We start from the raw sequence: 13200 nt of genomic DNA on the forward strand, positions 1-13200 counted from the left end.
ATGACTAATTTTTATCACCTTTCCCCGCCTTATCCCTCAACAACTGCGTAATATCAATCGGCTGTAACAAATACCCACCCATAGGACCCAAGTTGGTGATCTGATAGATGATGTTTCGGAGGTTGTTGATCATCATATTCAGGGTGGAAAATTGGGTAAGGTTGTTTTTAAGATTCTCTTCGAGTGCTTCCGAATTTTGAATACGGAAAGTACCTCCACCTTCTACCATGATTTTATAGCCAGGAAGAGAACCCTCTTTTCCCGAATTGACTTGAATCATTGTGAACAACTGAATTTCTTGCGCTTTTTCATTGTTTCTGATACCAAAATCAATATCCACTGAATAGGATTGAAACAATTCCTTGATATCTATTTCACTTTCTTCTGGAACAAGAAATTCGAAGTGAGATTCCAATAACTTGAAATCCAATAACTGTAAAGGGGAAAATTTCGCTTTCATCCTGCCATGGCATAATCATCCTCCGACATAGGGCTAACAGCCATTACGGTTTGAGGATTGGTGACTTGATTTTTTAATTTAAGATACTCTTGGGTTTTGGACCAGCGTTTATGGTATTCCATCAACTCCTCATCAACTCTTTCTTGAATCATCTCCTCAGTCATTACCTTAAACTCTATTCCCAGTTCTAAGGACATTTTGGCGAGTATATTCCAGTTTGGTTTTCTATCTCCTCGGAACAGCTGGGTGATGAAGGACGCCGAAGTTCCAACTTTTTGGGCAAGTTCCTTCTTGCTGATATTATCTTGCTCCATTTTTAGGTCAACCAAACCTAAAAATTGCATGGCCAATACATCCGCCCTGGAAGAAACAAGGTCTTCTTGGGACATGGTGTTAAAAAGTGCATCCCATTCTTTTTTGATTGAGTTCGTCATGATGTTTGGGTTAAATCGTATTCGTATTGCGCAACTCTTCTGATGATACTTTTTTCTGCCGCTGTAAGTTTTTGAGACTTCTTCTTTTCCAGAAGCTCAATACCGATGATTACAAATCGCTCTGATTCACCATCAGTAAACTGCTGACAGTAAATTCGGGGATTTTTCTTGCCTTTAAACAATTTGATGGCGGTGACATGCTCACATCCTTTTTCAAAATTCTCTTTATCGTATAAATCCCTTGGGGCACGGTGGTTTAGAATTAATTGCAATGCTGTTTTGAACTTTTTAAGATTAGCAGGGTCTGATTGTAAAAACGCCATGATTTTCTGTGAATTAGCTGCATCCACATAAAAGGCTTTTTTACCATCAGCCGAAATTTCGATAAGTTCTGCTTTTCTTTTCACGTCAAAATTAAGCAATAGGTTAATTTATTACAAGCCGTTTAAATAATTTACTCGATTCCATATCCCTCTTCCCCCTCCGCCGCCATCAACCCCTCAATCTTCTCCACCACATACTCCTTCACCTCCTGACTTACCAACTCCCCCAGAAATGCCTTCGCCAATATCGCCTGTGGCAATTGATCAATCTTGGTTTTTAAAGAATGGTATTGGGATTCGATTCTTTTTGAAATTTCAAAAAGAGAATTGACTTTAGATACAATTTCGAGTTGCTCATCAAGGCTTGGAAATGGCACAATAAAATCGCCGAGCTTTTTTGCATTAATATTTGATTGGCTTACACCATCTGTTTTAACCTCCCAACACCATTTTTTTGCATAATTAGAATTAAGTACAAAGTTTAAGAACTCCGAATTGATTGAATCTTTTGGTTTGACCTGAATCAGGTAACCAGCAAAAACAGCTTCTCTATCCCCTCTAAAAATTGCTGTTTTACCCACTAACTCTGGGCTGTTTGTTCTATTGAAGAGCAAGTCACCAGCTGTCAGTTTGTATTTTCCAATCTCTATTTGATCAGAACTGTATTTTAAATCGCTCCAATCTATTTCTCCTTCTTGAATATTACCCATCCTTAAAACAGGAACATCACCCAAGTTTAGTGATTTTGAAGAAGAACCATATTTGAGACTAATGGATAGTTCTTTCAATTGACGAAAACTCCAAGACTCTGGAATTGGTATTGGGCCATTTTTATTTTCAATTTTTTCCTCCTCTCTCCATTCCTTCGTCAACTCTCCCGTCACGGCTTGGGTCAGGACCTGCTGACGGAAGTTTTTCAGCAAGGCCGGTATTCGGTCCAACTTCTCCCGTAAGCTATCCAAATGCCCAAACAAAACATCCAATTTGGCTACAATCCGATGCTGCTCGGTAAGGGGTGGGTGTGGAATTTGAATTTTTTCAAACTCTTTGTATTTCAAGTTTCTTAAATTGTTACTTCCCCCTTGGTATTCTATAACTTTTCCAGATAAATAAAAGAAGGTGAGGTAATAATTTAAAAAAGGAGCGTTTATCAACTTTTGATTGGCCCGAAGCAGTCTTAAGAAATTTGTCCCAATTTTTGGAAGGTTGCTATTCTGGGATAGGGTATCCTCATCAATTAGAATAACTCGACCAACTGGCTGATCAGGCCCACCTCCACTGATTTCAATTAATATATCTCCCTCAATCAGATTTCTCTTTTCCAGACTATTCTGTTTGATAACCCTAATTGAAGCAGTACTACCTTTGTCTTTTCTCCAGTTTTTAATTTCACTTCCCCTGATTACTGCTACTTGCACATAATCTTCTTCAGAAATATCATTTGGGTCTTTGCCCCAATCTCCACCGATTACAAAACTTAAAACGTTTTGTAGTGATTTGGAACGCCATCCCTTTGGTAATTTTTCCTCCATCATCCCAACAAAGAAATTATCTGGTCCAATTCTTTTTTTATACCATCCAACTCCTCAGCGGCCAACCTCGCAATATCCAAAGGATCACCCAAATCGGCATTTTTGCTGATATTTTCATCTTCAATTAGACCGATATCCAAGGAATCGTTTTTGGCAGCGATCTGCTCTCTGGTAAATACCTGCCATCTTGGATCTGCGACCGTCTTACGCTTTTCGTTATCTATCTCGCCTTCATATCCTTGCTTCAGTGATTCCATGTCCGTGCCGCCAGTATATGCAGTTACAAATCCTGCAAAAGCTTCTCGGGTGAATGGTGTCCGCTTGCCATAACTTGGTGCATTGGTTCGCATATCGTAAAACCATACCCGCTTCGTATTGCCAGTTTCTTTTTTTCCTCGGGTAAAGAAGAGCACATTGGTCTTTACACCTGCCGCATAGAAAATACCTGTTGGCAAACGTAACACGGTATGAAGGTCGCATTTTTCCATCAGGTCACGGCGTATCTTCTGTCCATCATTGTCTTCGAAGAGCACGTTATCGGGAAGCACTACTGCAGCTCTTGCCGTCCCCGTATCCCTTCTTAAAGAACGGTAGATATGCATCAGGAAATTCAGCTGCTTGTTGGAGGTTTGGATGGTAAAGTCATCCCGTGTAGGTCGCTCTCCTCCTTGCTTGGTTCCAAATGGAGGATTCGCCAACACGCCGTCATAGTTTTTAAAACTTTTACCTTGTTCGGTGAGGGTGTCTCCCATCACTATCCTACTCTCCAGACCATGCAGCTTGGCATTCATCAGGGCCAGTCTATGGGCATCTTGTACCAATTCGCAACCTGAAAATGCTTCATGGACTTGAAAGCTTCTTTCTGCTTGACTGAGCGCATAGTAATCGTCGTATTTACGCTTTAGATACTCATCTGCTGCAATCATAAAACCAAAAGTTCCTGCTGCAGGATCATTCCATCTTTCTCCGATTTTAGGAGAAAGGAGTTCTATCATCACATTGATTAATGGCCTTGGGGTGAAGTACTGCCCTGCCCCACTCTTTTTCTCCCCTGCATTCTTTTCCAACAGTTCCTCATAGATGCTGGCTATCTTATCCTGCTCCTCATCCTCGTACCAATCGATCTGATCGATATTGGTAATTAGGGTACGAAGGTTGACTGGTTTTCTTAGCGTGGTGGAAGCATTTGTGTATATTTCCGTGATGGTTTCATTGCTAGACATGGCGCCTAGATTAGCCAAAAGATCTCTGTAAATGTCAAAAAGCTCTTTGTTGTCTTTGATCCCTTTGAGGTTACTCCAGCGGTATTTCTCAGGAATATCATGATCGAATTTCTTAACCTCAGATAGTCTTAAAAAAAGAATATATGTCAATTCATTCAAATACTGGTGATAGGTCACCCCATCATCACGGAGGACGTTACACAGTTCCCACAGTTTCTTTGCTATCTGTTCTGCACTCATGCTATTAAATTAAGCGTATAAATTTCTATTGATTTCAGCAATCACTTCTTCCAACTGTTCTTCAAAAATCTTATTTAAGCGATCAAAACCACCATCTTCATCAAATGGATCCTGGTCAAGGTCTTCTTTTCTAAGTACCGTTTCCTTAAGCAGCTGCTTTTCAAAACGGTCAATCCATTTTGTTTGTGTCTTATTCCAATCCTTCATTTGACGGATTTTATTTACCGCATTTTTGACCCGATTTTCATGGCTGACCAGTGAGCTCCCAATCGAAAGTGTACGGATGTAAGAAATGATATCTGCTGCAATATCATCATTTTTAGCAGCTCTCCATGCAACATTTAGTGTGTTGGCATTATACCCTTCCTGATCTAAGACCAGCATCAGTTCACGTAAAGATTTACGATCCAGCTCGGTAGGTCGAGTACAGACTATTTTCAGTGCTTCAATTTTATTTTGGTTTTCTTGAATAAAACGAGCAAAGTTATCCAAGTAATCTTCCGGCTTTTCTGCTTTTCCATAGCCTCGATCTATTCCACGAAAAACATCGTCACCATCATATACATAGGGATTGGTGATATCAGGTTTAAGCTGATCCAAAAACTTCCATAAATTAGTTAGACTCACTATTTTTTCAACAGCAGCTTGGGTATCTGAATTTTTTAGACTTTCCAATAATTCGTCTGGACTTTCGCCATGCGCATTATAAATAAATTGCTCTAGTTTATCCTCTCTATTTCCCTGAAGAAGCTTTCTTTTGCGTTGAATTTTTGCAAGAACCTGATCTATTTGTCTTTGGGTTCTTTCACCTTGATTTATCTCTTTGAGTTCTTCTACCAATTGGACGAAACTGACTTTAGGATTAGCCACGATCGGCTTCATCTGCGTAAAGTCTTCTAAAGTATCGTAAATCTTAACTGCATCATAAATTCTAAATACTTCCTTACCAATCTCATCACATCTTCTCGTAGCCCTACCCAGCATTTGTTCATAGAGAATTCTGGACTTTATTCTACGCATAAAGACAAGATTACAAATCGGAGGAACATCTATGCCTGTAGTCAGTAAATCTACTGTCACTGCTATATTTGGATACTTTTCATTTTTATATCGGAGTAATTGCTCCTGTGGATTATAAGACTTTCCGGTAATCTTTTCGATGGACTTGTCTGCCACATCTACACCGATGTTTGCAAATTCCTCTTTTAGATATTCTACAATCATGTCCGCATGTTCATCCGTAGCGGCAAAGAAAAGACTCTTTTCATCCCCATCAGGATCTAGATGATTGACAAGTTCTTTGATGACAGTTCTATTGAAACTAGGAGTTATCACTTTTTTGTTGAATCCCGAAATATCAATTTTGAGTTCATCTTCAAGACTTTCTAACTCAATGATCGTGTTATTTTCTCTATCGTGCGCTTTAGGTTGAGCACCTTTTTCCCAAGTAATCCCTTCTTCTCCAAGTTCAGTTTTGATGATATAAGGCGGTTCATGATCAATCAAAAAACCATCAATTACAGCTTCTCGGTAAGAATAAGTATACACAGATGGACCGAATATCTCAGAAGTATGTAATGCCGGAGTAGCTGTCAAGCCTATAGAAAAAGCATCAAAATAGTCAAGAACCATTCTGTACTTACTCACAAAATCCCTTTGGTCCTTGAAATCCAATTCTTCATCATCCATTTCTCTATCTAAGAGATAGCCTCTGTGTGCTTCATCAATGATTATACAATCATATTGATCTACAGGAGGAATGTCTTTCCCCTCACTGTAAAACAAACGCTTGACCATGCCTTGAACTGTGGCAAAATGAAGTCTCGTATCGAGATCAGGAACTTTCTCTGTTACTTCTTTGATGCCGTAAATTTCCGAGAAAGTATTCAGCCCAATTATTTTATTGTCTTTGAATGAATTGATTGCCTGTGTTGCTAGAAGATTCCTATCTACCAAAAAGAGAATTCTTTTAAAGCGATTTGATTGAATCAAGCGGTAACAAAGTCCAATGATTGTTCGTGTTTTTCCTGTTCCAGTAGCCATGGTGATCAAGGCTCTATTTTGGTCAGAATTACTTAGCAAGACCTTTTCTAAGGCTTTTATGGCTTCAATTTGATATTTTCTCAATCCTAAACCCGTACTACTTTCTAAAAAATCAACTGTTTCAGATTTGAGTTTATCCTCGGAAGCTTTTAGATCTTTTTCCAAAAGTTTGATTAGTCCTTCAGGGCTATACCAGCCATTAAGCGCTTTGGAACGCCCATGCTTTTGCCTGACGTCTAGGAACCAAACACCGCTTTTGGTTTTGATCTGCTCTAAATAGGGTCTTCCATTAGTTGAAAAAAGAAAGGGTACTTTGTATCCATACCATTCCCCTAATAATTCTGCTTCATGTTGAATTTGGATATGTTCAGCATAAGTTTTTGATTGGAGCAAATCAGTAGAAATGTCAGAGGCATACTTTTTTGCTTCCACAATTCCATAGAGTTGGGTTCCAACAAACAGGGCATAGTCAGCCCATTTACTTCCGCAAGGCCACTCGGCAATAGCCAAGTATTTCCCTCTCTGTGGCTGGGTTTTGTTTTTCTTATAATTGATGATTTGTGTATCAACTTCCCAACCAGCTATTCTCAGTTGTTCATCGATCAGCAAGCGGGTCTCCGCTTCTGACATTTCTATTTTTCTAGCAGCTTTCTCAGATCGGTTTTGAATTTCCTGTAACTTTTCCTGAGGGAGCTTTTCTGTACTTCTTTCTTCTAATAAGTTATCAAACTTTGTTTGTAACTGGGCAAATTCTTGTTCAAGCACATGCAAGGCATGTCTTGCATCAAGCTCGTCCGGTAAATGAAATTTTATCGAATTTAAATCATCATTTTCTTCTGAATACGTTTGATAAAACCACTTTGAAATTTTGAAGGTGGAAAAAAGTAATCCTTTGGCATCTTCCAGAGAGCCTTTATTTTGATGAACTGCTACATTCCCTTTATGCTTAATCGTATGGAGCAAATCCTTTACTTGAACTGGGAGAATATTTTCATATTCTAGTGTCTTTAGTCTGTTGTGGAATGAATTATCATAAGGAAAATCCAAATGGTGAAGATCAAAGAGGAGTTCACTTATTCTCTCTCCGAATTGTCGCAGTTTGAATAGTGCTGTAATAGGATCCTGATATAAATTAAATTCTGCTGATTGTCCAATATTGAAAAGTATAGGGAATTCAGTTTCCAGATATGAAAAATTGGATTTGATCATGAAGCAAAATGATTCTAAAATTATTAGTTGCTAAGATATTGAAATCAGATAATTAAAAAAATGTATGAAGCAGAAAAAATCTTATTTGGATTGCTCAGAAAGAATAAATTATCCTTGTTCTGAATTTTTTAGAAATCTGGAGCAGATGAAATTGGAGCATGTTTCACTAAATCCTTTCATGCCATGCTCATCATCAATTATAATTTAGGAGCAAACAGCCGGACAATCATTTCAGATGGGGATTTTTCTCCAGCTGTATCTCATTCATTTGTCTCCATGCTTTCTGATCAGGAAAAAGAAAAACCTCTTGACTTGATCCATGACTTTTTCCAAACCTATTACCCGATTCCCGATTCAAGGAACTATCTAAATATGATATGTCTAAAAGCAACAGTTGAAGGAAAGGTTACAGTCTAAAATTTAAATTTCAAGGTTATGGAAATTTTCTTCAAAGTACTCCCAAAGAAAGGCAAAATCCTTACTCAACAAGATTGTCATTTTTCACTTTATGAGGGATTTTACGAATTTGGAAATATAAAATGTTGGAAGGAAGAATTAGAAATGATTTTAGCTAACACCATAAAAGTTCCCATTTCTTATGGCCTGAAATCAGCAGGTTCAATTCTTTATTTCGCAAGCTATTTTCAGAAGCTTATCTATACCGCTCATTATATGTTTTTAAATCACAATTCCACTCCTATTCAAAATCCTGACTGGAGCGATCTTTTGGATAATAGAGCGCTAGAGAAAAACCCTTTATTGATAGATAGAATTTCATTTTTACCACAAGCTCTTAAATTGGAAGAAATCCAAAACCCAATGCTCTACTTGAATCGATTTTTTTACCATAAAACAGTAAAAATTTGGAGTAAACAATGGAATATAATCTTAGATTTTAGCCTAAGTAATTCCAATATTATGGAAAGTATTGATGATGATTTATTTGAGGATATAGCTTTTTACCCTGGTTTACTCGAAGCATGCTACTTGATATTTGTAAGAGATTTTAATACTAAACCTAAAGCAAATGAAAACGATTAAAGTAAATCAGGATTGGATCATTTTTGCAGATGAATATGACCCTTTGGAAATATTACAAACAGTGTATGGTTTGAGTGATTTGGCCTTGATGAAAAAGCGCATATTTCAATTTATTGAATCATCAATTTCCAAAAATCCGAAGGACTGTTGACCTGGAGGGGTGGTTAGATTTCATCGAGCAATGCGTTCATAATAGTCTAGCCTTTGGATTTGAACCCGAATGGGAAGGCTATAATTTTCAAATAGCTTGTACCTATAATATTGCTAAGCTATTTGATATTGGGTATTTGATTTATGCTACTGAGACTAAATTTGGAAGGAAATATATTTTGAAAGAGAAACCTTCAATTGAGTTTTAACTTAAATCTCTCAAACTACAATTTCCTAGGTAAGAAAAAACTAGTAAATTTAAATTCTTAACATCATATCATGCCTACACAAACTACCTCCACTATTTTGATGGTTCGTCCTGCGAACTTTGGCTTTAATTCAGAAACGGCCGATAATAATTTTTATCAGCAACAAGATGATAGAGATGCAAGGGAGATCAATCAAATCGCACAAAAAGAATTTGATGGTTTTGTGAATTTGCTGGAAAGTAAAGGGGTTAGGGTAATTGTGTTAGAGGATACAAGTGAACCAAAAAAAACGGACTCCATTTTTCCTAATAATTGGTTTAGCACACATGAAGATGGGAAAGTGATACTATACCCGATGTTTTCACCCAACCGAAGACTCGAAAGAAGGAAAGACATCATTGAAAAACTGATGGAATTAGGCTTTAGAGTTGAAGAAATTATCGATTTGAGTTTCTTTGAGCATGATGAGCAATATTTAGAGGGAACAGGAAGCTTAATTTTAGATCGTGAAAATAAAATTGCTTATGCTTGCCGCTCTTTGAGAACTCATTCAGTTCCTTTACAATATTTTGGCAGGTTAATGGGGTATGAAATTCTAGATTTTAATGCTACTCAGGTCATCAATGGAGAGGTTTCTCCAATTTATCACACCAATGTCATGATGCATGTGGGCTCTGAGATTACGATCGTTTGTTTAGAAAGTATTTCGAATACTTCAGAGCGATTGAATCTTCAAACCAAATTAGAGCATTCTGGTAAAAAAATCATTCCTATTACCGCCAAACAAAAGTTTAATTTTGCTGGAAATATGCTAGAAGTGCAAAATGAAAAGGGAGAAAAATTCACTGTAATGTCCAAAGCTGCTTTTAACTCTTTGAGCAAAGCTCAGAAGGAAAACATACTTAAACATACAGAAATCATCAGTCCGGAAATCCCAACTATTGAGAAACTGGGTGGTGGAAGTGCGCGCTGTATGATGGCCGAAATTTTCCTTCCGAAGAGTTAATGCACCCCTCCTACTTTTACTGATTTGATTTTGATGGTATCGACTTCTATGCCTCTTTCTTTTGCATTGATTCTGAAATTTTCAATTACTTCCAAAACATCGTAGTCAATGATTTTAGAATTTGACCCATCAATGATGACATGCTTACCATCAGGAATCTCGTCCAAGGTTTTGATTAAAGAACCTTTATTTAGAAAACTCACCTCTTCAGAAAGAATGATTCTTAATGTATCAGGAGAATCTACATTTTCTCTTGCTGACAACACGTGAGAATTTTGGAAATTTCTCAAAAGAATATAGACAATTGCCACTCCCATTCCAAGACCAATACCGATCAATAAATCAAATATTACAATCCCTAAAATGGTGATCACAAATGGTAAAAACTGATCCCAACCCAACCTAGCTTGCGTTTTGAACAAAGAAATTTTGGCCAATTTATATCCTACTTGCAGGAGAATAGCTGCCAAACAAGCCAATGGAATCAAATTCAAAAGACTGGGAATCAATAGAACACTTAAGACCAATAGTAATCCATGGAAAATAGCAGACATTTTCGTCCTTGCTCCTGAGGTTACATTTGCCGAACTTCTTACTATCACTGCTGTCACAGGAAGTCCACCAACTAATCCATTTACAATATTTCCTGTTCCCTGGGCAAATAACTCTCTATTTGGAGGAGAAACTCTTTTGTAAGGATCTATTTTATCTGCAGCTTCTAAGCTCAATAAAGTCTCCAAACTTGCAATGATAGCGATAGTAAATGCCACTACCCAAACATCTGGATTGCTAATAGCCGTAAAGTCTGGGAACATAAAAAGGTCTGTAAAACCATCCCAACTTTGAACCTTTGGCAAAATCACTTTGTCTTCAAAATCTAAATAAAGATTTGGTACAAAAAACTTGAAAAACTTATTAATAGCTACCCCCAATATCACAACCAAAAGTGGTCCTGGGATCACTTTTAAAACCTTATTTCTTTTTATAAAGGGTTTATCCCAAAGGATCAAAATAGTCAAAGAGATAATTGTGATGATCAAAGCTCCAAAATCAAACTCATTTGCCAAGTTCCTCAGATCCATCACTGCCTCCCAGTCATTTACAAATGGAATATATTTAGCTAGATTCTGGGTTTCATTTACACCAAAAGCATAAGGTATTTGTTTGATAATCAATATAATTCCAATCCCTGCTAGCATCCCTTTGATTACAGATGTTGGGAAATAATACCCAATTATACCAGCCTTTGCCACACCAAGGATAATTTGAAAAACTCCTGCAAGTACTACTGAAAGTAAGAAAATATCAAAAGCACCTAAATCTGCAATTGCATTCAACACAATAACGGTTAGACCAGCGGCGGGTCCTGACACAGATGTACTTGATCCTGAAAGGTAGCCTACCACTATTCCTCCAACTATTCCTGCAATAATTCCTGAAAACAAAGGAGCACCTGAAGAAAGTGCGATTCCCAAACAAAGAGGAAGAGCTACGAGAAATACCACTAGTCCTGAAGGAAGATCTGATCCCAAGTGGGAAAAAATATTTTTTGAATTATTCATTGGTTTATATAAGCTGGGTTTATCTATGATACATCAATGTGATGTATCCATAATTATAAATATGATTTTCCTCAAAGACACCAGGATGAGATTTTATAACAAATAATCTTGTGGATAATGTCAACTGTCGACAGTTAACAGTCCACACTTGTGTGCCGTGGCGTAGCAATTTAAATTTAGTATTTAGATTCTTGTAAATGACTACTGGTAAGAAAGCGGATATACATAATTGTAAAAATAGAATTTTTAGGTTGCAAGAGCACCGAACTTCTACTTTTTTGAAAAATAAATTTAAAAATTGAGAAAGATTCTGCCAAAAAATGAAAAAATCAAATGTTGACAGAATCTATCTTTTCATTATCCTAATTATGCAATTCCTGTATAATTGAATGGTGTGATTTGTTTTAACTCTGCTTTAATTCTATCCGAAACATCAAGAGAATCTATAAAATTGGCTATTGAACCGGCCGTAATTTTCGAATTTGTTCTAGTCAGGTCTTTCAATGCCTCGTAAGGCTTTGGGTACCCTTCTCTTCTTAGCACCGTCTGCAATGCTTCTGCTACTACAGCCCAGTTTTCTTCCAAATCTTCTTCCAAGGCAATCACATTCAGTTCTAATTTATTTAGACCTTTATTTAAAGACTCAAAAGCAATCAACATGTGGCCCAATGGCACACCAATGATTCTCAGCACGGTGCTATCTGTCAAATCTCTTTGTAACCTACTGATCGGGAGCTTAGCTGCTAAATGTTCCAACAAAGCATTTGCGATCCCCAAGTTTCCTTCTGCATTTTCAAAATCAATCGGATTGACTTTGTGTGGCATGGCCGAAGAACCAATTTCCCCTGCTTTGATTTTTTGTTTGAAATAATTCATGGCAACATATTGCCATACATCTTTTGAGAAATCCAAAAGTATAGTATTGATTCTTTTTAATCCATCAAAAAGTGCTGCCAGGTTATCATAATGCTCAATCTGAGTAGTCGGAAAACTTCTGTCTAAACCTAAATACTTGGACACAAAACCATTTGCAAATTGCATCCAATCTATTTCTGGATAAGCGACATGATGCGCATTCATATTTCCCGTTGCTCCACCAAACTTAGCAGAATAAGGAACTTGATTCAAGAGCTCTAATTGTTTTTCAATTCTTGTTACAAAGACTTGGAACTCTTTTCCCAATTTCGTTGGGGATGCAGGTTGACCATGGGTCTTGGCGAGCATAGAGACATCTTTCCATTCTTCAACTCTATTCTTCAACTTTGACAACACTTCACTTAAAACTGGGAGCAACACTACTTCAAGTCCTTCTTTCAGCATCAAAGGAGTTGCTGTATTGTTAATATCTTGTGAGGTCAATCCAAAATGGATAAACTCTTTAAAAGTATCCAATCCAAATTCTTCGAATTTTTCTTTGAGGAAATACTCAACGGCTTTTACATCATGATTGGTTATTTTTTCGGTTTCTTTGATGGTTTCTGCATCAGCAATGCTGAAATTTTTGACTAAACCGCGCAAAGAAGGAAACAAAGAATGATCAAAATCCTTCAGCTGAGGAAGAGGAAGTTCACACAAAGCAATGAAATATTCAACTTCTACATGTACCCTATATTTGATCAAAGCGAATTCTGAAAAATAGGCTTGCAATGGCGCAGTCTTATTTCCATATCTTCCGTCTATCGAACTTACTGCAGTCAGGTTTGTCAAATTCATGAGATTAACTTTTGTTTTGAGCATGCAAAAATAGGCTTTAATAAGGAAAAACAAC

Annotated in this window: 12 protein-coding genes; 4 read left to right on the forward strand and 8 right to left on the reverse strand. The window is 37.2% G+C overall.

Annotated features, from left to right (window positions below; translation table 11 throughout):
- Positions 1–4: 4 nt before the first annotated feature.
- From BELBA_RS17885 to hsdR, 6 genes are read right to left on the reverse strand one after another with little or no spacing between them, the layout of a single operon-like run.
- On the reverse strand, positions 5–460 hold the full coding sequence (locus BELBA_RS17885) for a protein-export chaperone SecB (RefSeq protein ID WP_014774087.1): 456 nt from the start codon (positions 458–460) through the stop codon (positions 5–7).
- On the reverse strand, positions 457–894 hold the full coding sequence (locus tag BELBA_RS17890) for a helix-turn-helix domain-containing protein (protein ID WP_014774088.1): 438 nt from the start codon (positions 892–894) through the stop codon (positions 457–459). Before BELBA_RS17890 ends, BELBA_RS17885 begins: the two co-directional genes overlap by 4 nt.
- A complete protein-coding gene (locus tag BELBA_RS17895; protein ID WP_157466122.1) occupies positions 891–1301 on the reverse strand; it encodes a hypothetical protein in 411 nt (136 codons plus the stop codon). Before BELBA_RS17895 ends, BELBA_RS17890 begins: the two co-directional genes overlap by 4 nt.
- A 47-nt stretch (positions 1302–1348) precedes the next feature.
- Positions 1349–2752 carry a restriction endonuclease subunit S gene (locus BELBA_RS19185; RefSeq protein WP_014774090.1) on the reverse strand — a complete coding sequence of 468 codons (1404 nt, stop codon included), beginning with the start codon at positions 2750–2752 and terminating at the stop codon, positions 1349–1351.
- Positions 2749–4212, reverse strand: coding sequence for a class I SAM-dependent DNA methyltransferase (locus BELBA_RS17905; protein ID WP_014774091.1), 1464 nt, complete (start codon positions 4210–4212; stop codon positions 2749–2751). The genes BELBA_RS19185 and BELBA_RS17905 overlap by 4 nt, the downstream gene beginning before the upstream one ends.
- 9 nt (positions 4213–4221) lie before the next feature.
- Positions 4222–7464 (reverse strand): type I restriction-modification system endonuclease, encoded by a 3243-nt coding sequence (gene hsdR / locus BELBA_RS17910; protein WP_014774092.1) that lies wholly within the window; start codon positions 7462–7464, stop codon positions 4222–4224.
- A 183-nt stretch (positions 7465–7647) separates the two neighbouring features.
- On the opposite strand from hsdR, the gene BELBA_RS17915 reads away from it, so the two are divergent.
- The 4 genes from BELBA_RS17915 to ctlX all read left to right on the forward strand — a co-directional run bounded on the left by BELBA_RS17915 (position 7648) and on the right by ctlX (position 9870).
- The gene (locus BELBA_RS17915; protein ID WP_014774093.1) at positions 7648–7881 is read left to right on the forward strand and encodes a hypothetical protein; all 234 of its coding nucleotides are present in this window, start codon (positions 7648–7650) and stop codon (positions 7879–7881) included.
- A gap of 18 nt (positions 7882–7899) precedes the next feature.
- On the forward strand, positions 7900–8505 hold the full coding sequence (locus BELBA_RS17920; RefSeq protein ID WP_014774094.1) for a hypothetical protein: 606 nt from the start codon (positions 7900–7902) through the stop codon (positions 8503–8505).
- Positions 8492–8656 carry a hypothetical protein gene (locus BELBA_RS19770; protein ID WP_014774095.1) on the forward strand — a complete coding sequence of 55 codons (165 nt, stop codon included), beginning with the start codon at positions 8492–8494 and terminating at the stop codon, positions 8654–8656. Before BELBA_RS17920 ends, BELBA_RS19770 begins: the two co-directional genes overlap by 14 nt.
- A gap of 278 nt (positions 8657–8934) precedes the next feature.
- Positions 8935–9870 carry a citrulline utilization hydrolase CtlX gene (ctlX, locus tag BELBA_RS17930; RefSeq protein WP_014774096.1) on the forward strand — a complete coding sequence of 312 codons (936 nt, stop codon included), beginning with the start codon at positions 8935–8937 and terminating at the stop codon, positions 9868–9870.
- Here ctlX and BELBA_RS17935 read toward each other — a convergent pair.
- Positions 9867–11432, reverse strand: coding sequence for a SulP family inorganic anion transporter (locus tag BELBA_RS17935; protein ID WP_014774097.1), 1566 nt, complete (start codon positions 11430–11432; stop codon positions 9867–9869). The two genes, ctlX and BELBA_RS17935, sit on opposite strands and share 4 nt — an antisense overlap.
- Before the next feature lie 366 nt (positions 11433–11798).
- Positions 11799–13145, reverse strand: coding sequence for an adenylosuccinate lyase (purB, locus tag BELBA_RS17940; protein WP_041779760.1), 1347 nt, complete (start codon positions 13143–13145; stop codon positions 11799–11801).
- Between the last annotated feature and the right edge of the window lie 55 nt (positions 13146–13200).

The organism is Belliella baltica DSM 15883 (assembly GCF_000265405.1).
GTDB classification, from domain to species: Bacteria; Bacteroidota; Bacteroidia; order Cytophagales; family Cyclobacteriaceae; genus Belliella; species Belliella baltica.

What these genes read in the sequence shown, in the direction of transcription:
- BELBA_RS17905 (WP_014774091.1), bottom strand. Translation starts at nt 4,212, where the DNA reads ATGAGTGCAGAACAGATAGCAAAGAAACTGTGGGAACTGTGTAACGTC.
- hsdR (WP_014774092.1), bottom strand. Translation starts at nt 7,464, where the DNA reads ATGATCAAATCCAATTTTTCATATCTGGAAACTGAATTCCCTATACTT.
- BELBA_RS19770 (WP_014774095.1), top strand. Translation starts at nt 8,492, where the DNA reads ATGAAAACGATTAAAGTAAATCAGGATTGGATCATTTTTGCAGATGAA.
- BELBA_RS17915 (WP_014774093.1), top strand. Translation starts at nt 7,648, where the DNA reads ATGCTCATCATCAATTATAATTTAGGAGCAAACAGCCGGACAATCATT.
- BELBA_RS17885 (WP_014774087.1), bottom strand. Translation starts at nt 460, where the DNA reads ATGAAAGCGAAATTTTCCCCTTTACAGTTATTGGATTTCAAGTTATTG.
- BELBA_RS17920 (WP_014774094.1), top strand. Translation starts at nt 7,900, where the DNA reads ATGGAAATTTTCTTCAAAGTACTCCCAAAGAAAGGCAAAATCCTTACT.
- BELBA_RS19185 (WP_014774090.1), bottom strand. Translation starts at nt 2,752, where the DNA reads ATGATGGAGGAAAAATTACCAAAGGGATGGCGTTCCAAATCACTACAA.
- BELBA_RS17935 (WP_014774097.1), bottom strand. Translation starts at nt 11,432, where the DNA reads ATGAATAATTCAAAAAATATTTTTTCCCACTTGGGATCAGATCTTCCT.
- ctlX (WP_014774096.1), top strand. Translation starts at nt 8,935, where the DNA reads ATGCCTACACAAACTACCTCCACTATTTTGATGGTTCGTCCTGCGAAC.
- purB (WP_041779760.1), bottom strand. Translation starts at nt 13,145, where the DNA reads ATGAATTTGACAAACCTGACTGCAGTAAGTTCGATAGACGGAAGATAT.
- BELBA_RS17890 (WP_014774088.1), bottom strand. Translation starts at nt 894, where the DNA reads ATGACGAACTCAATCAAAAAAGAATGGGATGCACTTTTTAACACCATG.